Annotated in this window: 16 protein-coding genes and 3 pseudogenes; 6 read left to right on the top strand and 13 right to left on the bottom strand. The window is 58.7% G+C overall.

All coding sequences use genetic code 11. The features are described 5' to 3' along the window. Window positions 1-243 precede the first annotated feature (243 nt). Window positions 244-465: a hypothetical protein gene (locus EJ068_RS12345; RefSeq protein WP_127294581.1), complete on the bottom strand. Its 222-nt coding sequence runs from the start codon at window positions 463-465 to the stop codon at window positions 244-246. A gap of 251 nt (window positions 466-716) precedes the next feature. Between EJ068_RS12345 and EJ068_RS32575 the strand changes: the two genes are divergently transcribed. Next, the gene (locus EJ068_RS32575) at window positions 717-857 is read left to right on the top strand and encodes a hypothetical protein (RefSeq protein ID WP_164546995.1); all 141 of its coding nucleotides are present in this window, start codon (window positions 717-719) and stop codon (window positions 855-857) included. Here EJ068_RS32575 and EJ068_RS12340 read toward each other — a convergent pair. Then, window positions 826-1124: pseudogene (locus tag EJ068_RS12340) on the bottom strand (IS256 family transposase); the annotation flags it as partial. The gene EJ068_RS32575 and the pseudogene EJ068_RS12340 sit on opposite strands and share 32 nt — an antisense overlap. Here EJ068_RS12340 and EJ068_RS12335 point away from each other — a divergent pair. Then, window positions 1062-1292 (top strand): hypothetical protein, encoded by a 231-nt coding sequence (locus EJ068_RS12335; RefSeq protein ID WP_127294583.1) that lies wholly within the window; start codon window positions 1062-1064, stop codon window positions 1290-1292. The pseudogene EJ068_RS12340 and the gene EJ068_RS12335 sit on opposite strands and share 63 nt — an antisense overlap. Window positions 1293-2076: 784 nt before the next feature. Further along, complete coding sequence (locus EJ068_RS12330; protein ID WP_245329899.1) at window positions 2077-2592, top strand: DUF2285 domain-containing protein; 516 nt, start codon at window positions 2077-2079, stop codon at window positions 2590-2592. Between the two features lie 785 nt (window positions 2593-3377). Here EJ068_RS12330 and EJ068_RS12325 read toward each other — a convergent pair. The 7 genes and pseudogenes from EJ068_RS12325 to EJ068_RS12295 form a co-directional block, all read right to left on the bottom strand. Then, window positions 3378-4853, bottom strand: coding sequence for an NAD-dependent succinate-semialdehyde dehydrogenase (locus EJ068_RS12325; RefSeq protein WP_095486045.1), 1476 nt, complete (start codon window positions 4851-4853; stop codon window positions 3378-3380). A gap of 415 nt (window positions 4854-5268) precedes the next feature. Further along, window positions 5269-6462 carry a pitrilysin family protein gene (locus tag EJ068_RS12320; protein WP_348527596.1) on the bottom strand — a complete coding sequence of 398 codons (1194 nt, stop codon included), beginning with the start codon at window positions 6460-6462 and terminating at the stop codon, window positions 5269-5271. Next, window positions 6448-7849 (bottom strand): annotated as a pseudogene (locus EJ068_RS12315) (pitrilysin family protein); the annotation flags it as partial. The gene EJ068_RS12320 and the pseudogene EJ068_RS12315, both read right to left, overlap by 15 nt. A gap of 1950 nt (window positions 7850-9799) precedes the next feature. Further along, complete coding sequence (locus EJ068_RS12310; RefSeq protein ID WP_128363309.1) at window positions 9800-11128, bottom strand: HAMP domain-containing sensor histidine kinase; 1329 nt, start codon at window positions 11126-11128, stop codon at window positions 9800-9802. Beyond that, complete coding sequence (locus tag EJ068_RS12305; protein ID WP_127294589.1) at window positions 11125-11784, bottom strand: response regulator transcription factor; 660 nt, start codon at window positions 11782-11784, stop codon at window positions 11125-11127. The genes EJ068_RS12310 and EJ068_RS12305 overlap by 4 nt, the downstream gene beginning before the upstream one ends. 619 nt (window positions 11785-12403) lie before the next feature. Next, window positions 12404-12840: pseudogene (locus EJ068_RS12300) on the bottom strand (helix-turn-helix domain-containing protein); the annotation flags it as partial. 244 nt (window positions 12841-13084) lie between these two features. Beyond that, window positions 13085-13543 carry a response regulator transcription factor gene (locus EJ068_RS12295; protein ID WP_224570033.1) on the bottom strand — a complete coding sequence of 153 codons (459 nt, stop codon included), beginning with the start codon at window positions 13541-13543 and terminating at the stop codon, window positions 13085-13087. 754 nt (window positions 13544-14297) lie between these two features. On the opposite strand from EJ068_RS12295, the gene EJ068_RS12290 reads away from it, so the two are divergent. The 3 genes from EJ068_RS12290 to EJ068_RS12280 all read left to right on the top strand — a co-directional run bounded on the left by EJ068_RS12290 (window position 14298) and on the right by EJ068_RS12280 (window position 17177). Further along, entirely contained in the window at window positions 14298-15419 is a 1122-nt protein-coding gene (locus tag EJ068_RS12290) for a DUF418 domain-containing protein (RefSeq protein WP_128242924.1), read from the top strand. Between the two features lie 315 nt (window positions 15420-15734). Beyond that, entirely contained in the window at window positions 15735-16274 is a 540-nt protein-coding gene (locus EJ068_RS12285) for a hypothetical protein (protein WP_128242923.1), read from the top strand. A gap of 690 nt (window positions 16275-16964) precedes the next feature. Further along, on the top strand, window positions 16965-17177 hold the full coding sequence (locus tag EJ068_RS12280; RefSeq protein WP_008874821.1) for a cold-shock protein: 213 nt from the start codon (window positions 16965-16967) through the stop codon (window positions 17175-17177). Window positions 17178-17407: 230 nt separating this feature from the next. Here EJ068_RS12280 and EJ068_RS12275 read toward each other — a convergent pair whose 3' ends face one another. The 4 genes from EJ068_RS12275 to EJ068_RS12260 form a co-directional block, all read right to left on the bottom strand. Continuing rightward, window positions 17408-17878 (bottom strand): MucR family transcriptional regulator, encoded by a 471-nt coding sequence (locus tag EJ068_RS12275; protein WP_127294595.1) that lies wholly within the window; start codon window positions 17876-17878, stop codon window positions 17408-17410. An 894-nt stretch (window positions 17879-18772) separates the two neighbouring features. After that, entirely contained in the window at window positions 18773-19315 is a 543-nt protein-coding gene (locus tag EJ068_RS12270) for a tetratricopeptide repeat protein (RefSeq protein WP_245463404.1), read from the bottom strand. 53 nt (window positions 19316-19368) lie between these two features. Then, window positions 19369-21432: a type III secretion system export apparatus subunit SctV gene (gene sctV / locus EJ068_RS12265; RefSeq protein ID WP_127294597.1), complete on the bottom strand. Its 2064-nt coding sequence runs from the start codon at window positions 21430-21432 to the stop codon at window positions 19369-19371. A 232-nt stretch (window positions 21433-21664) separates the two neighbouring features. Next, window positions 21665-22555: a hypothetical protein gene (locus tag EJ068_RS12260; protein ID WP_127204234.1), complete on the bottom strand. Its 891-nt coding sequence runs from the start codon at window positions 22553-22555 to the stop codon at window positions 21665-21667. Window positions 22556-22561 lie beyond the last annotated feature (6 nt).

Here is a 22561-nt window from a genome sequence, read left to right as displayed (position 1 = left end):
CCTGCCGAGATTTGTCGCGAGCGTCCTGCGCAGATCGTGAAGGGTCCAGTTCTCCAAAGCCACCCCGTCAGTATTGACCTTGCCGTCTAGAGCCTTCTTGCCCTTCGCGTAGCCTGAGAAGTGGCTTCTTTCGTTGCCCCTCGCAGGGAAAAAAACGTGTCATTGGTCTTCGGTACCGACTGGGGGACCGACACCGCCAGTGTGGACAGCGGAATAAGCGTAGGCTCTTCGTTCTTCGTGCGGTCACCCGATAGTTCCATGTTCCGGCTTCAAGGTTGAGGACCAACGCATCGCGGCAACTTCCGTACGCCTCTGTCCGGTCAGAATGAGCAGCTTGACGATGGAGCCGAACGAATAGCCGATATCGCCCGGTTCGGGCTCACAGCCCGTCCATATAGCCGCCAGTTCGGCATCGTTCACCACTCGCTTGCGCTTGACGATCGGGGCCGGATCCGGATTTTCCAATCCCTCGCGGGGAAACCGCGATGAGCCGTTGCGGCGGTTTGCGACACCAGTTGAAAAATGCCCGCATACACCAGAAGGCCGTGTTAGCCGCTTGCGGGTGACCCCCGGCGACGATCTTCTTGGTGATGTTAGCAATGTCGGTGTCGATCACATGGTGGATAGAGCGACTCCCGAGGGCAGGCACAAGATACCGGTTCAGGCTGGCCTCGACCAGTGCGGTGTTTTGAGGGTCGTTACTCGGCGGCCTGGAGGTGACCGCCATCGCCGTCCTCGGTATCGTCAGCGCTGATATGCGCCTGATCGGCAAGGAAGGCTGGCAGTTCCGATGGAGCTATGCTGGAATTTGGGTGACGAGGCTGATCAAGCGGCGCTCTGCGGCTTCGTTTCGATGACCTCGATTCCGTCCAGGAACCTGGCACCTGCGATGAGTTTCGGCAACTGATTTTGTCCTTTCAATCGTGCCACCTCCTGGCCGCGGCAATGACCAGCTTGAAGACCATCAGCTGGGCGATTTTCCAGGATAGCGAGCCCTTGCTACGCACCGTGCGATGGCGAACGGTTGCAAAGACGCTTTCGATGGGATTGGACGATCGCAGATGATCCCAGTGTTCGGCGGGGAAATCGTAGAGCGCCAGCGACGCATTCTGATCTTTCGTCAGTCAGTCGACCGCCTTGGCATACGCTTCGGCCTCCATCTCGATCGCATGCGCAAGCAATTTGCGCGCGCCGCTGCGAAGTACATCCGTCGGGGTATCATCGATTTCGTCGGGCTGACGAAGGCGAACAATGTGTTGATAGTCTCGTTCATGGCATATCACTCTCCTTGAGAGGTACTGGCAGGCTTCATCACCCGCCTCGATACGCCGCTCTCCTCAAGCCGTCATCATCCAGTTTCCGCCATGGCTCCCCCTGATTGATCCGCTTCACCTGTGCAACTGCACAGGCTGCCCTAGCGGGGAGATTGGCCTCCAATGGCGAAAACTTGCCGCAGGAGACCCTCCGATGACCGTGCCTATGGCGCCGCCGCTACGACAACTTGCCGACAAGCAGCGTGCGATCCACTGCCGCGCTACTGCGCCTTCAAGGGACGTCTGGATCGCGACGCAGGAGCCGATGACCGTTACGGAATCAATTCCAGGTCGCGCTGGCCGTCGCTGTGCCCGTTCGACGGTCTGGTGGCAATTTGGGCACATCTTCTGTCGCCGACAGTGGCGATGGCTGACGCTTCAACGAAACGGGGTCTTCGACGTCTGCTGCCTTCGCCGATGCTTTGCGAAGTGGCATAATGTTTCGACGCACGCAGGCGCGGGCAGGGGATGTCAGTCATGAATCTCCTGACTGGCGCGGATCAGGCCGATTGGCGGGATGAAAGATCATACGACTACACCGCTGGCCTGACGCTGCGGGAATGGGCTTGGGAGTTCTTACGCCGCAATCCAGCGTTCCAGCGCGATCTGACCGCTGCGCGCCAGCATTGCAAGACTTGGTCTCTCCAATCCTTTCTCGATATGGTCGCGTCGGCCGGCGACCTGTCACGCTGGGGTGTTCTGTTTCGCGGAGTCTTGTGGCCGCGCTTCGGTCGTATTCTGGTGTCCGCTCTGGTGCGTCCATGTGCTGCCGGTCATTGCGGAACGGTTGCCTGCCTCGTCGCCGACACCGCCGTTCGAACTCTCGGCATTGCCCTGTCGTGCAACCGTCCTGCTGGCGCCCGACAAGAGCCAGCATGTTCTTCTTCGCAATGCGGACCACGCGCTGCAGCTCGCCGTCTCGGGCGCGAATATCCTCCACCCTGTTTGCCTGCATACGCAAGCCATCTGGCCCGCGGTGCTTTTAAAGCATCGACTGAGGGGACTGGAGTGCCTCAATGCTCTCAGTCTAGGGCAACAGTTGCCCCCCCGCTTGTTTGCGCCGGAAAAGCGCGGCGTCCGTTTGTCCTTCGTTCTTCGTGCGCTCGACGGTTCGCTCGCCGGAGCACCTCATCGCGAGCTCGCCGAAGTTCTCATCGGTCAACGGCGCGTCCATGCCGACTGGGCGGATCCTCGCGATCATCTGCGCGACCGCATCCGTCGGGCCGTCTCGCGTGGCCGCGCGCTCATGAATGGTGGCTACAGAGATTTCCTAATTTGAAAAGCGACAGTCCGCGCTGTGCGTCGGTGGATGAACGTTCGCTCGCAGCTGTACCCGTCACCAACAGTTCGCCCGCCGACAGGACTGCATGGCGCCTTGCAAGGTGCGCTCTGGTCTAGCTTGTCGATGCCGAAATGAGATGGGCGAGGGTGCCAAGGCGGTGGTTCATTAGGGCCGGCCTCGACCTGGACGCACATCATTGGTCGGAAAGCGGCGTGCACCGCAATGTCGCCATAGCAGCCAAGATCCTTTGAGTCCGGACCTGCAGTCCTGTTGGACCGGCGGGTGCAACAATATGGAGGGATTTGAGGCCTCACACCGTTCCCTGGTCGACAGCTCGGTCAACATAGCACCCACCGCTTGATTATGGAAATGGTGTGCCTGGAGTGCAGCGAGTAGCGGCTTGCTGCGCACTGTCCTAAGAATAGCAGTCATGACCCGTCTGGGCGTCTCCAACACGACGATTCAACCGCTTGGGCATTGTCGCATATCCCACAATGTAGAATGCGCAACAGGGCAAAAGCTGATCCATCGGCGGTTTATCAATGCTTTTTGGCTTGGCACGGCCCATGCAACGCAATCGGCAAAAGGCGCACGAACTGAGTGGCCCATCGGCCCTAGGAGCGCTGACTTATGCCCTCCCAAGGCATGTCCGGCCCGGCAGCGAGCTCAGTCGCCTGCCGGGCATCCGTGTTTCAGGTCAACGGCGTTTGGAACTTCCAATTAGGTGGCGGCATTGACCGCAGGCCGCCCCCCGGTGGGGCGGAGAGACAGTGCAGCAGGTTTCAAATCCCGCCCATGCAAAGATATTTCATTTCCAGATAGTCCTCGAGGCCATGACGGGAACCCTCCCGCCCGATGCCGGATTGTTTGATCCCGCCAAACGGTGCCGCCTCCGAGGACATGCGTCCCGTGTTGATGCCAACCATGCCATATTCCAGAGCCTCTGCCACACGCCAGACCCGCTTCAGGTTTGAGGCATAGAAGTATGCGGCGAGGCCGTAGATCGTGTCATTGGCCTCGCGCACGACCTGATCCGCATCGTTGAAGCGAATGATCGGCGCGAGCGGCCCGAATGTCTCCTCTTGCGCGACTGCCATGACGCTGGAAATCTCGGTGAGGACCGTGGGTTCGAAAAACGTGCCATTCTTGCCGATACGCTGGCCCCCGCATCGTATTGTGCCGCCTTTCGCAATGGCATCTGCGATGTGAGACTCGATCTTGGCCAGAGCATGCTTGTCGATGAGCGGTCCGATGTCCACTCCGGCATCGAATCCGTCGCCAACCGACAAGTGCCGGATTCTTTCCACGAATTTCTTGACGAACTCATCGTGAACGCTCGATTGGACGTAAATGCGGTTCGCGGAAACGCAGGTCTGGCCGGCATTGCGGAACTTCGCCTGGACCGCACCGTCAACAGCACCGTCAATGTCGGCATCATCGAAGATGATGAAAGGTGCATTGCCGCCGAGTTCAAGGCTGACCTTCTTGATCTGGTCAGAGCACTGACGCATCAGCAGCCGTCCGACCTCGGTCGAACCGGTGAAGCTGATCTTTCGAATCTTGGAATTGGTGCAGAGTTCACGGCCCACGCGATCACCTTCGGACGCATAGATCAGGTTGACCACGCCATCGGGAAAGCCGGCCTGATGGGCGAGGGCGAACATTGCGCCAGCCACGAGCGGCGTCTGTTCAGCGGGCTTGAGCACGATTGTGCAGCCCGCAGCCAAGGCCGGCGAGATTTTGCGCGCCACCATGGAGGCCGGGAAATTCCATGGCGTGATCGTGCCAACAACGCCGATGGGCTGCTTGATCACTAGCATTCGGCGGTCTGTCGAGGGTGCCGAGATCGTCTCGCCATAGACGCGATTGGCCTCCTCGGCATACCATTGCAGATACGCCGCCGCATGCGATACCTCTGAAATGGCTTCGGCAAGCGGCTTGCCCATTTCCGCAGTCAGAATCGCGGCGAGATCGCCTGCATGGTCGATGATCAGCTGATGCCATCGCCAAAGAACGTCGCTACGTTCTCGGGCCGTCAACGCGGCCCATCCCGACTGCGCAACATAGGCCTTGTCTACCGCAGCACGTGTCTCCTCCACGCCCATATCGGGAAGCTCTGCCAAAACTTCGCCGGTCGACGGATTGACGACCTCGAACGTCTTATTGCCAACTGGTCTGCCGAGTGCCGGCAGGCGGTCGATGGCTCCAAACAGGTGCGGGGATTTCAGACGGCGGATCATCGGCAGGCACAGGGGCAATACCGGATTCCTCCTCAACGCAGCGAACATCCAGGTCGACAGGCCGTCAGTGTGTATTCTGCACCAGTGGGTTCGTCGTAGGGCCTCGGCAAAGCAGCTGGTAGACCACGCTAGCCCGATGAAAAGACAGCAGTTTCGTTAGTTTGAGTGCCCGCGGTTCATCAATTGATGGATTGAGCAGTCGGATGTTTGCTTCATCCACCATGCCTGCTGGTGGCATGCGACTGAATTCTGCAAAAAGGCGGCATACATGCTGAGGAGCGCCATTTCGGCGAGAGGCCGCCGGACCGCCAATGCCGCGCAAGGTCGGCGAAAACGACTCCGCGCGTCTGCATGATCTGCTTGGCCCACGGGCCTCCACATTCGCTCTTCCCACGAGAAGCCCCGATGAAGAAGGAAGGTGAGATGAGTTTCTTTACTCATCCTTGCCGCCCAGCGGCGGGCCGACCACCAAAATGGCGGGCTCGGCCGAAAGCAGCTTTTTGGCCGCCGCCTTGACCTGTTTGAGCGTCACCCGACCGATGCTGCGGGCGCGACGCTGGTTGTAGTCGACGTCGGCCTTGTGAATCTGCAAATCCAGGAGCCGGTCTGCAATCGAGCGGGTCGAGCCCAGTTGGTCGATGGCATAGGCGCCGATCAGGTGCTTCTTCGCCGCCTTGAGCTCGGCCCCGGTCGGTCCTTGCTGCGCCATCTGCTTTACCACATCTCGCACGATGCTCAGTGTTTGGGCAGCGCAGTCCGAGCGTGTCTCTGTCGTAACCAGAAGCGAGTCAAGGGTTAGTTCAGAGCTGACGTGATAGGCAAGGCCGCGTTTTTGACGTACCTCCTCGTAAAGGCGGGAAGTCAAGTATGAGCCGCCAAGGATGTCGTTCAGCAGCACGGCCGCGTAGAAATCCGGCGCGCTAGGCTTCACGCCAGGCCAGGCCAACGTCAGCGAAGTCTGCGGCAGGTCGTAGTTCTCCTCCACCAGTTGACCGAGTTTCGGCGCGACATCGTAGACGGGGACGAGGGTTTGTTGCTCAGGCAAATCACCAAACAGCTGGTCAAGCCTTTCCCTCAACGTGTTCGCGTCAATGTCACCCACCACGGCAATATGGAGCCCGTCGCGAGCGAAAATGGCCTGGTGGAAGGCGCGGAGGTCGGACGGCGTGATGCCGGGGAGGCTCTCTTTTGTGCCTTTTCCCGGCCTTGAACAAGGATGCGCGCCATAGATCGCGCGCAGCCATTTGCGCTGAGCGATGGCGTTAGGGTCTCGCTCGCTGCCGACGATGCGGGAGACAATCTCGGCGCGGACGCGATCGATCGGCCCCTGCTCGAAGCGCGGCGCGTTCAGCGCGAGCCGAAGCAGGCCGAACGCCGCGTCCTGCTTTTTGGAAAGCATGCACATCGATCCGTAGATGTCGTCGCTTTGCGCGTCCAAACTCATTTCGGCGCCGGCATGGTCGAGCTTCACCTGGAAGGCATCGCTGTCGTAATGGCCAGCGCCTTCGATGAACAGGCCGGCCATCAGTTTGGCCATCCCCTCCTTCCCGACCGGGTCCTGCTTGGTGCCGCCCTTGAAGGCAAAGCCGATGTTGACCGTCATCTCTTGATTCTCCGTCTTGGGCAAGAGATAGCCCGTGGTCGAACGGTCGAACGCGAGATAGCGGGCGGCAACTGCTTTGATTTGCTCGGGGGTAACCTTGCGGATGCGCTCGGCGCTCGGCCCCATGCTGCGATGAACATCCAGGAGGTGAAGTCCGAAAAGGGCATCATCGCCTGGCTGGTGGAGGACCACACAGTGGAAATCGATTCGGCCGTTCCTCGACATCCTTCACGGTACCGCCGGTGGCCAGCGTCGAGCCGTAGATGCTGGCGAGCCAGTCCAGGTTGTCTTCCGCAAAGATCATATTGCGCAAGTAGTGGTCCTTGGCCTTGCCTAGTTCCTCGTTGCTGACACCATCCTCGGCAATGCGGGCGACTTCGGCAGCGGCCGCCGCTTCGAGATCAGCCAGCTTGGCATCGCCGCGCGGTGCGCCATAGATGGCGAACTTGGTGTCGTCGAGCATAGTGCCCTGGAAATAGACGCGGGCGCTGGAAGCGATACCTTGCTGGACAGCGAGCGCCTGGTAGAGCCGGCCGCGGTTACCGCCGCCGAGAATTTCGGCCAGCAGGTCGAGCGCTTCGGCCTCGCCCGGCTTGGCGGTGTGGTAGGACGGCACCACCCACTGCGTCGAAAAACTGGGCACGCTGACGCGGGCGTCTGAGAGCGTGACGGTGCGCCTGGTGTTCTGCTCGGGCTCAACCGGCCGGATGCGCGGCGGCAGGTCAGGTCCGCGCGCCACCTTGCCATAGGTCTTCTCGGTCAGCACCTTCACCGTCTCCGGCTCGACATCGCCGGCCACGATCAGCACGGAGTTGTTGGGCGTGTAATATTTGTCGTAAAAGGCCTTGGCGTCGACGCGGTTCAGCTGCTCGATCTCCTGCATCCAGCCGATGATCGGGATGCGATAGGGCTGGTTCTGCCACAGCGTCGCGTCGATCTCCTCATGGAGCACGTCCTGCGGGTTAGTGTCGGTGCTTGAGCGGCGCTCCTCGATGACCACGTCGCGCTCGGTCTTGACGACATCGTCGGTCAGGATGAGGTTTCGCATTCGGTCGGCCTCGAAGCTCATCATCAGCTCGAGCGCCGACGGCGCCACTGTCTGATAGAAGGCGGTGTAGTCGGAGGAGGTGAAGGCATTTTGCGAGCCGCCGATCTCGAACACTGCGCGGTCGAATTCGCCGGCCGCATGGTTGGTCGTCGCCTTGAACATCAGATGCTCGAAAAAATGGGCAATGCCGGATTTGCCCGGCGGCTCGTCGGCGCTGCCGATCTTGTACCACACCATGTGGGTGACGATCGGCGCCCGGTGGTTGGGAATGACGACCACCTCCATGCCGTTGTCGAGCACGAAATCCCTCGCCTTGCCGTCCTCCCATGCGACGGGGATCGGAGCCGTCCCCGCGCCGACCAACTCGGACGCAACGGACGTCCTGCGAAGCCCATGAGTGCGGGGCTTGCTTGGTAGTTCTGATAGGGAGAGTGGGGTTATGGGCTGCGTTCCCGGCAAAGTGATCTGTTCCTCATTTTGAAGGATCTATGTCTCCCGAACGCCTATTGGGAGAAAGTGGATCGGCACGCGACGCCGAGCCACGTGAGCCGTCAGCGTGTTGCTGGGCCTGACGCGAGCCTCATCTTTGGATGCGTCCGGGAAACTTTCGGCATGGTGAGGCCATGGGAAGTCTGCTCGTTATCCATTGGGTGTTTGCGGATACCTGAGCATGCCCCGTGCCAAGTAAGAAAGCCCCGATTCGCAAGGTTTGATCCAACCTTGATACTTGCGATATCCGACATTGTCGGGCATCCGACAGAAAGCGCCTTTCGCCGGCGCGCCGGCTATGACGCTCGCCTCCTCCGGCGTGACGACGATCCTTTGGCGGGCGCCGCGCACACCGATCTGCCCGCCTATCAGCACCGCGACATCGAAGGACAGCGCGATCGTGACTGGATGGGTCTTACGCAAACATGCAGCAGTGCCACCGCGATCAGGACTTCATCCGCCCCACAAAGACCCGAGCGCGAGGGACGACGTGTAAGGCAACATGTCATCCTCGATAATGATGCCGCGCATAAAGAGGTAAGGTCCCTCGTCGTACCGGCGAGCCCCTTCGCTGGGTCTCGCGAGGGTCTGGTTTGCGAACGTCGACCGACAGCATCACGGCATGGGCGGCCCCATCGGTAGGCAAGCATTGACCGTGCCATCAGCGTTGAGGCAGCGCAGAGCCCAATTTCCCGGTGCCAGCCGGTACGTTGGAGCTTCAACTGTGGCCAGCCAAGCGGGCCGAGGCCGTGAAACTCCTGATACCCTGGACCGTCCGGATTGCAACGCACGACGCCTTGGTCTCGCGCCAACGTCCATTGACGCTCAGCGAAGCATCATGCGGACGAGCTGGGAAAGCTTGGCCGGGCCGGCGCCTTCCCAGGCGCACGGGACGCGCGACGACCCATGTGGACCTTGGATTTCACTACGCACTTACGCTGCTTCGGCCTTGTCAGCAGCCTGAGCATAAAGCGTGCTCAGCTTTCAGGGCGAGCCTCTTTCATGTTGATAGCATCTGTCGTCATTCAGGATCGCCCCATTTTCGCATGCCGCTTGCAGCTTTCAGACTGTTGTCAGCCAGGGCCGCCATAAAGGGTCTCGTTTAACGCATTCGGGAGGCTTCATGACTCGACCACATTAATTTCGGGCGGTTCGCCGGCGCTCCGAATGGCACTTAACACCAGATCCTCTCCAAACCCGTGATGATCCAAGAGGAAAACGAAAAATCCCTAAATCAGAAAAAAGCACCGATACGGTCGGCTCCAGGCTGATGAAATTGCGGTCTCACTTGCCACGCACGATACTTGCGATGGCGATGGCCATTGCAAGGGCCGGTCAAGCACCCAAGACGCTGACAAGCACGCCTCCGACCAAAGCTCGATCGTTGGCAGCCTTTCTAGCCGTATACTTGGGGCATTTTGGGACGGCGATCCGGACGCCGATTAAAACCTGCCGGTCGTCTAAATGGAATGGTTGGTCCGGGTCCTTACTGGACCTGCGCCAACCCGATCGGGCCGGCGCACAGGGGCACCCAGACAATTGGACACGTCGCCTTTGCGCGGCGGCTTGCACTTTCTCGGATGGCCTTTTTTCTCCCCGGGCGAAATCGAGCGAGCGGTGAGGCGGAGCCTTCGATTTTGCCGATCATGTCGTGTCGCTTCGATCGAACTGCTCAGACGATGATAGCGGCATTGATTGCCGCGGCCGAAATGCGTTGTGTGAAGTACGATTTCTACGCCGTATACATACTGCCGTACAGTTCGCCATGTCAGCAGCCTTGCCAGCAATCCGCCCTGTGTCCAACTGTCGTCGAATTCACCGGTGTCATTGAGGAATTCGTATGATCGCCTCGAAACCATCATTGCGACCGCGGGCGGGCGACGCAAGCTCTAGACTGCCACCGATCCGCTGGATAACCATGTTAGCGATATGTAGACCAAGGCCTGAGCCCGCAGCAGGAGTAGCACCACGACTAAATCGCTTTGTAAGCCCTTCGAGGTCGGGGAGGGGCACCACCGGTCCGGCGTTTGCAATAGCGATGGTTCCATCAGTTTGGACGGAAACTGTTGTCGGAACAGTGGCCAGTCCATGTATCAGCGCATTCTCGATCAGGTTACGAAGGAGGATCCCAAACGCATCGACATCCACTTTGCGCATCAAAGTGGGGCAGCCGTCGACGTTAAGATGCAGGCGTCCGGCATATTGCGGCTTTTTCCTCAGGTCGTCGATTTCCAGCCGAACCGATCGGACAAGATCGATCGCGTGATCCGCCATGCCAACCCCCGATTCAGCTTGAGCGAGCTGAAGCACTTTTTCGACAAGGCGGCCAAGGCTCGACAGCGCTTGCTCGATGCCGCGCGCACGCATTTTGGCCGACCCATTGGGGAGCTCGGCCACTAATCTCTGCATCTGAGCGATTGAACCTGCGATCGGCGTGCGCAGTTCATGCGCACTGTTTGCGGCGAACTCGCGTTCGGCCTCGAGAGCCGCCCGCAGACGATCGAGAAGCCGATTGACGGATGCCGCGATTGGAGCCAACTCTGCCGGGAAATCGCTCAAGTCCATTGGTGACAGATTGCCGCCGTCGCGCGATCCGATCTGCTGTCGCAGTACCTCGATTGGCCGCAGCGAGCGCCGGATCACGATCCACCAAACAGCTAAGCTAAAGGGCAGGAGCACGAGTGTCGGAAGGAAGACAAAAAGTGCGCCCTTCGCGATTGTGGTACGGCGGCCATCAAGCGGTTCGGCCAACTGATGATACACGCCGTCTTGGATCTGCTCTGTGTAGACGCGGTAATCAGCGTTTCCCCAAAAGCCGTTACTCAGGGGAGCATCAGGGAAGGGCTGCTGACCCTCTTCCGGTTCAGAAATAAGCACTACCCCGTACTTATTAATAACCTGCTCACGATAGGTCCAGTACTTTTCATAAGTTTGCAAGTGGTTATTGTATTGATCAACGTGTTTTCCATTCAAGACCTTGATCAGCTCTGGTTGTCTGTACTTTGCGCTCGCCTGGAGCAAGTCATCCGAACTTTCGTTTACATTATTGCAAAAAATGAACGCAGCAATGGTTGGGGCGGCGATCCAAACCAGGAGCGTTGCCCCGCCTAACCACGATATCAGCTTTCTCGTCATGCTGTTCGAGTTCGTCATGTGACCACGAGCCTGTATCCGAAGCCACGCACGGTTGCTATTCTATCCCCGCCGATCTTCTTGCGGAGCCGGCTGACATAAACCTCCACTGTGTTGCTCTCGAACTCCGAATTGAATGAATAAAGCGCGTGCTCGATCTTCCCCTTTGAAACGACCGAACCGGGCTGGCGTAGAAGGCAGTCGAGCACCGCCCATTCGCGTCCAGACAGGTGGACCTCCTGCCCGTCGCGGAAGAGGCGTCGCTCGGCTGCCTGTATGGAAAGCGTCCCAACCGAAAATTGCGGCTCCGGAAAATGCCCTTGGCGACGTGCCACTGCACGGATGCGTGCCGAGAGTTCCCCCAGATCGAACGGCTTGACCAAATAGTCGTCGGCGCCAGCGTTGAGCCCCTCGATGCGATGCGAAATCCGATCGCGGGCTGTCAGAATGATGACCGGCGTTGTATCAAGCCCCTTGATCAGCTCCCGCAGATAGTCGATGCCATTGCCGTCCGGCAGGTGAACGTCGAGCAAAATAACGTCGTAGCCGGCCACAGCTGCATGAACGCGCGCTCTGGACAGGTCCTCGGCCCAGTCGACCGCGTGGCCACCAGCCACCAAATGATCGTGCACAGCACTTCTAAGGTCGTCGTCGTCTTCAATGAGCAGTATTCGCATCAGGCTGCCGAGCTCCGGTATGAGGGCAAGGCTCCTGCCTTATTGATCGAAGCTGACAGTAGGCTGAACCGGCGCCAGCGAATATCTGGGGGCTTTCAGGCTGCTGTCAGCTACAATTGCAAGAAAGGGGTCGTTAACAAAGCCAAACGAAGAGGCCTTATGAAACCCCTCCTGATCTCGGCACTTTTGCTCAATGTGACCACCGGCGGCTGTACACTGGTTGGCGGGCAATTCGACGTGGCGGTCAACGAATGGCAGCCGCGCCACGCGTCAATGTCCAGGCTTGAAACTGACAGGTGTCTTAAATACGAGGGCACCGTAGCGGGTGCCTCCAGTTATCGAACAGTGCCTAGCAGGTCAGAAGTGCACTTTGACCATAGGGGTCGTCCGTATTTTCGGCGCTCGCGAACAGAGTCGACGGTCAATCGATGCGCCACTGCCAGAGTCTGGAACGGTCAAGTGTTTGTTATCCCCCGTCCGGGCCATATTCTCTGCCGAGGACCAAGAAGGCCCTATTTTCGGTGCCCACGAACAGAGCCAACGGTCAATCGATGCGCCACTGCCAGGGTCTGGAACGGTCAAGTGTTTGTGATCCCCTGTCCCGGCCGTGTTCTCTGCCGAACTCGCCCTTGTAGTCGGCACACCAAAGATCGTTAGGGCGACAGCCGTTTGAAAGTGGTGTCCCCGTCGCCCTGTTGCGCCTGCGCTTGCGGCGCTCGACCATGCCGTGGCGGTCGAGCACGGCATATGCACCGTCGAGATCGCGGGCCGGTGCACATCCGGATACAGCCGGGCCAGCCGCTCGCGTATCTTCGGCGCACCCCATGTCGGCTTGTCTTGCTTGAGGCGCACAATCAGCTTCTCGATTTGAAACGGAAGCTGATTGGCGTGGCGATAGGGCCGCCGCGATCGGTCCGTCAGCCCCTCCAGGCCGCTATCATTGTAGCGCGTGAGGATCTTGTAGCCGGTCTTGCGCGAGATATCGAACTCCCGGCAAAGCACCGCCATCTTCTCGCCGTCCAGCAGCCGGGCGACGAACTTCAGCCGCTCTTCCATGACGTTACACTCCTTCCAAGGCACCTTGCTCTCCTTGCAAAGGGCCGAAAGTGTAACCCATCTATCCGGAATGAAATGTCACCCATCTCTCGGGAAGGGCAGTCATGGCCAAGGCAACTGGAAGCCGAATTTTCTTTTAGAGTATGAATCAGCGCCGTCTGCCGAAAAGCGCGTCCACGATCTTCCCTTTTGAAACGACCGTGCAGGGCTGGGGCAGACGGTAGTCGAGCACCGCCCATCCGCGTCAAGTCAGGTAGACCTCCTGCCCGTCGCGGAAGAGGCGTCGCTCGGCTGCCTGTATGGAAAGCGTCCCAACCGAAAATTGCGGCTCCGGAAAATGCCCATGGCGACGTGCCACTGCATGGATACGCGCTGAGAGTTCCCCCAGATCGAACGGCTTGACCAAATAGTCGTCGGCTCCAGCGTTGAAGCCCTCGATGCGATGCGAAATCCGATCGCAGGCTGTCAGAATGATGACCGGTGCCGATTCAAGTTCCTTGATCAGCTCCCGCAGATAGTCGATCCCATTGCCGTCCGGCAGGTGAACGTCGAGCAAAATAAGGTCGTAGCCGACCACAGCTGCATAATCGCGCGCTTCGGACAGGTTCTTGGCCCAGTCGACCGCGTGGCCACCAGCCACCAAATGATCGTGCATAGCACTTCCAAGGTCCTTATCGTCTTCAGTGAGCAGTATTCGCATCATGCTGCCGAGCTCCGGTATGAGGGCAAGGCTCCCATCTTATTGGTCGAAGCTGACAATAGGCTGAACCGGCGGCAGCGAATTATTTGGGGAGCTTTCAGGCTGCTGTCAGCTACAACTTGCAAGAAAGGGGTCGTTAACAAAGCCAAACGAAGAGCCCCTATGAAACCCGTCCTGACCTCGGCACTTTTGCTCAATGTGACCCCCGGCGGCTGCATCAGCAAATTGATTTGGGAAACAGGCGCGCCGGTTCTAACGACCGACGCAGGCCGAGGTCTGGAACAGCTGGACCAGCGAACGGCGTCTTCGGTTTTTCAGGCAACAGCCACATGGAAGAATATGATTGGCTCGACCATGCGCCGAGCTTTGTCGAACGGATTGGTCGCGGGCGCACCACCACAGATTATGGCAGGTTTACGCCCTGGCCTTGACACCCGGGGTGATCGTCACCGGCGGAGCCGCGGCGTACTGATCGGATATCCAACGTCGCTGAGTCTCTCGTCGGTGCAGTGGATCTCTCGGCTTAGCCATCATGCAAAAAACGACGGTTCCGCGACACCACTTTTCAGGTCCGTGACACAGGCTTTGTGAGCCGATCTGTTGTTCTTACCCCAGGCTAATGGCTGAACAGCTCTGTCGCCGGCTCGATGCGCCAGATGGCGCGATGTTTTGAACCCTTTCACGAGGCGACGGCAGCAGCCGACCGGCTCTCCTATCGCGGCTCCCGCGATCCACACACCCAACAAGGGAATCTACCATGGTAATGAAGGCACCGGTTGCCGACGCTAGGAATGGGTCGGTAGTAGATCGGCTGGTCGGCATCGACCTCGCTCGGGGCCTGGCTGTCTTCGGGATGTATGCCGCCCATCTCGGTCCCGACCCCGGCGAAGGAGGACTAGTCGGGTTTCTGATGGAACTAACCCATGGGCGGCCGTCGGCCCTGTTTGCCGTATTGGCCGGTTTTTCAATCCTCCTGATTACAGGTCGCAAGGCGCCGAAGTCGGGGATAGCCGGTAGACAGGCCATCGCCAGAGTCGCAATTCGTGCCCTTGTTTTGCTCGCGCTTGGCTCAATCCTGGGCTGCCTCGGTACCCAGGTCGAAGTCATCCTAGAATACTACGGAATTTGCTTCTTGTTGGTATTGCCGCTCCATCGGCTCAGCGCATATCAGCTGGGCTTGATCGCTGCCGCTACGGCATTAGTTCTCCCGCAAGTCCGTTCCTCCCTTCTGTCGGTTGCCCCCAACCTCCTCGACCCGGTCTTCAACCTCATGGTCAACGGCTACTATCCCGCGGTGACCTGGGTTCCTTTCCTCATCGCTGGCATGGCCATCGCGCGCCTTAATCTTAATACGCTAGCAGCGCATTGGCGCCTTGGTCTGGCGGGGGTCGCGCTGGCCGTGTTGGGCCATGGGGGATCCTTGCTCGCGCTGAGTTCCCGCGCTTTGACTGAAACCTCCTTGTGGTGGTCTGACGTTGACGGCTTTTTTGAGCCTTCCAAGTCGTCATTGATAGTCAAGTCGTCATGGATAGCCGCACCTCATAGCGAAACGACGCTTTCGATCGTGGGCAGCACCGGTTGCGCAATGATCATCTTGGCGGCTTGCATGCTCGCTGTGGATGCGCTCCCGCGTCTGCGAAAGCTGGTCTGGCCAATAATCGCAGTCGGCTCGATGTCTTTGACGGCCTATGTGCTGCACATTGCGGGAATAGCCTATCTTATGAAGATAAACATTTTCAAAGACGAGAGCCTGTCCACGCTCTTTGGCTTCGTTGTGGTTATCAGCACTTTTGCGGTGCTTTGGCTGCGCGTCTTCCAGCGAGGACCGATGGAAGTGCTGATGGGTAGGGTCGCAGATCTCGCGCGTCACATCCGCTGAGCACCGCCGCGCCCCGGCCTCCCGATCACATTACGGACAAAAAAGGTGGGGTTTTGTCCAAAGCTTGTTCGCGGCAGGGGAGGGTACTTCCTCCCACCCTGCCGCCTTGTTGATGGAAGCTAAAACGGTCGCGCAGGCGCTAGAGTTGGCATCGGCATAATCAGCTTAAACTCGCGAAGTTAAACCCGCGGTTGGTCTATGTCGGCCCGCCTCACCTGAAAGGCTAAGGTATCCGTTTCGGTCAAGGGTTTTAGGGGCCATTTTCGCTGCGCCTTGAGGAGAGCGTTTGCTAGGATGAGGAGCTTTCGCAACAAGATGATGACCTTTGCGGGTTTGCCTGCCGCCTTTAGCGCCTGGTATTTTGCCTTGAGGTCGGGGTTGAAGCGCAGGGCGAAGGCCGGGCATGTAGAGGGCCTGGCGAACATTGGCCCGGCCGCCCCGGATGAAGGCGCGGCCGCTCCATTTTGCCGAGGCCGGCGAGGCTTGCGGCCTTTGGTTCCGAGTTCCGGCATGTCGATGGTGAGTGTGCAGGCGGTGGCATCCGAGGCGCCATATGCTGGTCAGGATTTCGCGGCGCTGGACAGCGTCGGGATCGGCTTTCATGAGGGTAAGCATCGTCTGATCGATATCGCTGAGTTCACGTGGATCTGCTCCAGCCACTCGTTGTTGTGGCGCCTGAGCAAGGCAAGCGGTCAAGGTCTGGCTCTGGTGCTGGCTGCGGTGCGATCCCCGCACGGGCCAGGTGCCGATCGTGTCGACGATCCACCTCGCCGCGACCAGAGAGCTGCTACTCTCTTCCGCTGTTCATTCTGGCCTCTTCGCAATGAATGTCATAAAATCACCTGTCGCAATTAATGGTTTTTGATTTGGCTCCAACAGCTGGCAGATATCGCCGAGAGTTCCGCAGAGAGCGTCGAAAGTTTTGGCCGCCTTCTTCCGCAGCCGCGCCTTGAGTTTTGAGCAGACCTGTCTTGATCGGGTTGAGATCGGGCGAGCATGGCGGCAGGATCAGGAGCCAGTGCCCCTTTGGCCAACCAGTGGGCGGCGCGTACCTTGCCGACAATCTGGGGTTCCGAACCCGACAGTTGGTTTTCAACCCGACAGTGGCCCGCCTCAGAGCAGGCTACCGCCCTTCGGAGCAGGCAAAAGCTAATCGAGGTTCGCGGGTTCCGGTTTGAGTGTGCAGGTCGCTGCGCGCCTGATCTTTCGGTCTGGCGGCACATGACAAAAACCCTCATTTTGGCCGACGATACCCGGTCAGGAGCGGGTATCGCAGTCGAGAAGCGACCCGAGCACGTCCACAAGATGTGCCGAGTTTGCAAGGTGTGTCATTGTTTCTGTCAACGTTCGAGCGACAGCGCACGACGAAACGTCTGGCATACGCCTCGTCTGGCACGAGCCTCGCATATGTTGCAGTTGCTGCTGGAGATCAGGCGATCGAGTGGGCCTTGCAATTTTCCGATTTTGCTGCGCCTAAAGTCTCGTGTACAAATCAGGCTGGCGTGAATGGCCTGCCTAAGTGCGACTTATTACAAAGGAATGGATATGGCGACTGGAACGGTGAAGTGGTTCAACAGCACGAAGGGTTTTGGTTTTATTCAGCCTGACAACGGCGGTCAGGATGTCTTTGTCCACATTTCCGCTGTTGAACGAGCGGGCCTGTCGACCCTTAATGAGGGCCAGAAGATCAACTACGAGGTGGAACAGGATCGCCGCACGGGAAAGTCCTCTGCAGGCAGCCTCAGCAAGGCTGGCTAACGGTCCGGGAAAGCCTTGGCAAGGTTTCGTCATCGCCGGAACGCATTGACGGCTCGAAACCCGGGCCGGAGCATGCAAGTTAATGCCGCGGCAGGGATTGCTGGAGCCATCATTAATTACTCTGGAAATGAGGCTCTTGGACGGGAAAGGCGGGGCTCATCCCCGCCCTTTGATTCCGCGCAGATTGGGCCTACGGCTGCTGCGCGTCCGGAACGACTGTTGATACGGATTTAGGCTGCGACCTTCTTGCGGGTCCGTTTCGCCGGCGCCGGGGCGGGGGCTTCCGGCTCTTTCGGTTTGCGGCCGAGTCCCATGGTCTTGGCCAAGGCGGAGCGCGCAGCGGCGTAATTCGGCGCCACCATGGGATAATCCGACGGCAGACCCCATTTGGCGCGATATTCGTCTGGGGTCAGACCATAGTGCGTCGCCAGATGGCGCTTTAGCGATTTGAATTTCTTGCCGTCTTCAAGGCTAATGATGTAGTCCGGTTCGATCGACTTTTTGATCGGGACAGCAGGTTTTTTTACAGGCACAGGCTCTTCTGCCGGTATGAGTCCAGCCGTGCCGTTTAGAGCCCCGTGCACTTGGGCGATCAGGGCAGGAAGCTCCCCCGCCGGGACGGGGTTGTTGGAGACGTAGGCTGATACAACATCGGCAGTGAGCTCGATGAGGATGTCGGTCTTGTGGGGTTCTTCTGTCATAAACTTCTCCGGGCAGCTTGAAACACAGTTGGGCGAAGTGTCGCTACATAGTGGCGGTTGCCGCTGAAAGCAAATGGATCGACGGGTGCGCTGCTCCTCCACCATTGAAGTCTCGGCGACGCATCCCGTCATCGTCCATCGCTAAAGGCAGCGTATTGAATTATGGGAGCGGTCGCGCCCGCCCCACCATAGCGATACAGCAAGACAATCAAAAAAGCCGGTCTTTGCTTGGCCCCAAATCTTTTCTCCTTTCGTGAACGCTGAGCTGCCAAGCTGCTACAGTTCACCTCGCGGGGCAACCGTGCACAACACAGGAGTCGCCCGAGCGATACATTCTTCACTTGCCGCTTATCAGCGCTGGTGATTGCACTTTGCAGCCTGCCTCCGGACCCGCAGCGCTCACGCTGTTGGTTTTGCGCCTGCAGGCGTCGGAAGTCGGATCGCCGCAGCTAATTTCCTCAGGCGGACGAATTCAACAAATCGATTGTTTGGATCGAAGGCATCCGCACCATCGATGCCTCTAGAATAGGATCCAGCTACAATCACCGTGCTGTAATGGCAGGGACGGCCAGCACAAGCGCGACACGATCCGGCGGGTCCATCGCTGCGTTACGTATTCATGGCTACTGCATCGGGCGCTCGGTCGACCGCCTTAAGCCAGGTCGCCGCATTGCGAGACGGTGACCGGCGAGGGAGAGGGCGCTCTGGCAACGAAGCGAGGCGGGTGGCCTTGCGGGTGGCCGCGTGATGTCATCCGGCTCTCCTGCCGATCTCTGCCGGCCAGATCTGGAGCAACTGTTTTGCATAGATATGGCTCTCTTCAGGGGGCCATCTATGATGGGAGCCGAGCGCGTGTTCGAGCGGGGGAACAGGCTGCACATGCGCTGTGCCCACCTATTGCGATCGTGCTAACCTTGGTTGTTCGGACTTGCCGTTAAAGGCAAGCGACAGATTGAAGTTATGCTGCACCATCTGATTGCCTGGCTCGTTTTCGAGAGCTCGCCGATACAGGGCCTGTGCCGCGTCATGCCGCCCCTCAATGTCCAAAATCACGCCCTTCGCATTCAATGCACGTACGTTTCCTGGGGCTGCAACCAAGACGCTGTCGAGCACCTCAACCGCTTCGTGCGGGCGCTTCTGGCCCACCAAGGCATTTGTAAGTCGTATCGCCGCATCAACATTGTCCGGGTGCTGCTTCACCTCATCCCGCAAAGCCCGCTCTTGAACATCCTGACCAACTTCGCGCAAAATGCGTTCGCGCATAGCCGGATCGATTTGATCGGCGCTGAGCAACTCGGGGGAAGATGTCTCCTGCACGGAAAGAGCCGGCTTTTGCCAGCTGGCGCAACCGCCCAAAGGCAGAATGGCGAGTAGGGCAAAAAGAAGTGAGTTCCGGCGCAGAAACATAGGCGATGGAGAAACTGTATTACTATTCATATTATCTCTCAGTTATCGGGGAGGCGCGTGGCGTTCAGTTAGGAAAGGTGGGACTACTCTAACAATCCGCTGTTCGATCCGTGCGGGAGTGTGACGGATCCTGCGGGGCGAATTGTAAAGTCGGAGGCGAGGTCTTGATAAGACAGCACGGCGAGATCAATCCCGTTTCGCGTCAGAAAGCCGCGGACGAAACGTCGGACATCCATCGACGTCAACAGAATAGGGCGGGTTTGACCCGGTTCTGCGTTCGAAAGGACCTGACGTATCTGTGATAGCATCGCTTCGCTTTGCCGATCCTCCAGTGCGAGATAGGGGCCTGCATCCGAATCTCGAACCGCGCCACGCATCACATCCTCGCTCTCGCGCTCGACGACCAAGGCGGACACGATGCCCTCCGTGTTGGCATGGCGGTGGCAGATCTGTCGCTTCAAACCAGAACGGACATATTCCGTCAGCAGGGCAACGTTTTGCTCACGCTCGCTCCATTCGGCCAATGCCTCCAACACGAGACGGGTGTGGCGGATTGGGATACCTTCCTCCAGGAGGCGGCGCAGAACATCGGCAATCCGAGGAATCGGCGTCGTGCGTAGCACCTCTTTCACAAGCTCAGAATATTCCTGCTCCATTCGGCCCAGGAAATGTCGGGTCTCTTGGATGCCCACCAATCGCGGTGCGTAGCGGGTCAACGCTGCATGGACGCGCAAGGCGAGGAGTTCGCCGGGAGCCCTATGCTCCGTGCCGGCGCCCGTAAGGGCCTTTGCAGGGGTATGTTCAACCGGGAGTCTGTCCGTTTTCGGCTCACGTCTAAGGGGGACACCGCTCGAGTCGACGTGCGCTACATCGGCTCGGAGCGTCATCTGGTTTGGATCTAAGGCGTCCTGTTCGACTGGCACGCCCTCGACATCAATCCGGAATTGCGATGCAGGCAGCTGCTCGTCAACCAAGACAGGGATGCGAGGAACGATAATGCCCAGATCGGCTGTGACCAGGAGCGAAACGCGCCCAATATGTTTTTGCAATTCGGCTTGATCGACCGCCTGCATAAGATCTGGCGCTAGAAAAAATGCGATCGGGAATTCCTTCGCAGGCGCGGCTTGCTTAGGCTCCGCTGCAGTTCCACCTTTCGCATCGGCAGTGCCGGCGCCCAGCACATCAGCCTTGACAATGCTTGCCGCAGCGAACACTGCGGCCAGCATCAGAAAGACGGGGAGGGGAAACCCAGGAACGAACCCCATTACAACCAGGACGCCGGCCGCCAGTCGCAAGGCTCGAGTGCTGGCCGTGAGCTGACTGACCATTTCGGTACCGAGGTTGATCCTCGCCGTCCCAGTCACACGGGTGACGATGGTCGCCGCAGTAATGGAGAGCAGAAGGGCCGGAATCTGCGATATCAATGCATCGCCTATCGTCAGCAGAGTATAGTGATGCAGTACCTCGCCGAAGGACATGCCCTTGGAGAGCAGGCCGATCGAAATTCCACCCAGCATGTTGATGCAGATAACCACCAGCCCGGCGATGGAATCGCCCTTCACAAATTTCATCGCGCCGTCCATCGCACCATAGAGTTGGCTTTCCTTCTCTAATTCGGCGCGCCGCCGGCGGGATTCGTTGGCATCGATGTGGCCGTTGCGTAGCTCTGCGTCGACCGCCATTTGCTTGCCCGGCAGAGCATCCAGCGTGAAACGCGCCGCCACTTCTGCCACCCGTTCGGCACCCTTCGCGAGGACCATGAATTGCACCATGGTGACGACCAGAAATATGACGAAACCCACCACGATATTGCCTGAAATGACGAAATCGCCAAAAGTATGAATAATGCTGCCGGCCTCCCCCTCGGCCAGGATCAGTCGCGTCGTTGCGACCGTGAGCGCGAGACGGAATACAGTGGAAATCAAAATAACGCCGGGCAAAGAGGAAAAATCAAGTGGAGTACTGACATACAGGGCAACCATCATCAGCAGTATGGCCAACCCCATATTGAATCCTATCAGGGCGTCGACCACCACGACCGGGATAGGCATGACCATCATCGCGACAGCCAGAAGCAGCATCAACGCAACCATTAAATCCGGGCTGGCCGGCGCACGCTTGATGAAGTCACGCAGGACGTTGGCCATCGAGACACCTTTGCAATCGGTTGAGACTTACTCTGCTGTTACGCCATGAAACGTGGCTTTCGAACTCCGAAGGCGCCTCAGCCTTGGCCAGCGCGTGACCCTGCATGAGAGCCACAAGCAGGCGCGAAATGGCTGGGCAGCAAATGTTTCCAACGCAGCCAGCTTGTCAGCACCGAGCGCGACAGGATGTTTGGCTGGCCATAGAGTGCTGCTTGATGGGGCCTGCGAGCTTTCAATATTGGAGAGCAGCAATGCGGCCATTCCTGCTCAGCAGCACACGGCTGTCCTCAATACGATCGACCACCCATCCATCAGCCAAAATGGCGCCGACAAAATACTTCTCGCTGTCGATGACAATATATGGTTGGACCCCATGCCACACAGCTTCGACCGCGATTGCGGATGGCGCCTTCTCCTCTTTGATGAGCACTCCGTTCACCAGTGTTAGAGTACCCTTGGTGCGACGATCGAACGATTGCTGAAGCTTCTGCCAGCTGATGACCGATTCAGACGTGACGGTGCCTTCGGCGGTCACAACACCCTTTGCCGACCCAATCTTGACGTCGAGAAGACCCGCTCGATCGACTTCCTCCTGCAGCTCTTGGGCCGCTGCCTCCGTAAGTTCATTGTCAGCGCGGTGACTGATCGTTCTGGACGCGACTTCAGCCCGAAGTGAATTGGGGCTCGATCCACTTGCATTGCCAAGATAGGAGATCGTGCCTGAAAGCGCGCCGATCCCGAGTGAGCTGATTATGACCATGGCGAGCACACCGATCGGTAGGCGCGGTATGCCGGTCGAACCAGGCGGCTCTGCATCCTGCACGGACAAAGCAATGGACATCTCGCCTACGAGCAGGACGACAGGAAGGGGCACAACAACGGACTGGCCTGCGGCGATATTCCGGTTGCCCTCGATACTGAGTCCGGGTGCAAGCGCCTCCAGTTCGATCGACTTGCCAAGAAGAGTTACACGAAGGTGATGCGGTGCCAGTCCCTGCTCGACAAAGACCAAATCGGCATCGAAGCCGCTGCCGATTAAACACTTTTGAAGATCCGTCTTGCCGGTCAGACCGCAATAGTGCCCCGAACGCACTTCGAAACGGAGGGAAACGGCGTCATCCACAGAGCA

Source organism: Mesorhizobium sp. M2A.F.Ca.ET.043.02.1.1 (assembly GCF_003952405.1).
GTDB lineage: Bacteria > Pseudomonadota > Alphaproteobacteria > Rhizobiales > Rhizobiaceae > Mesorhizobium.
The sequence above is the reverse complement of the archived record's forward strand: the minus strand, read 5'-3'. Positions and strand labels throughout refer to the sequence as shown.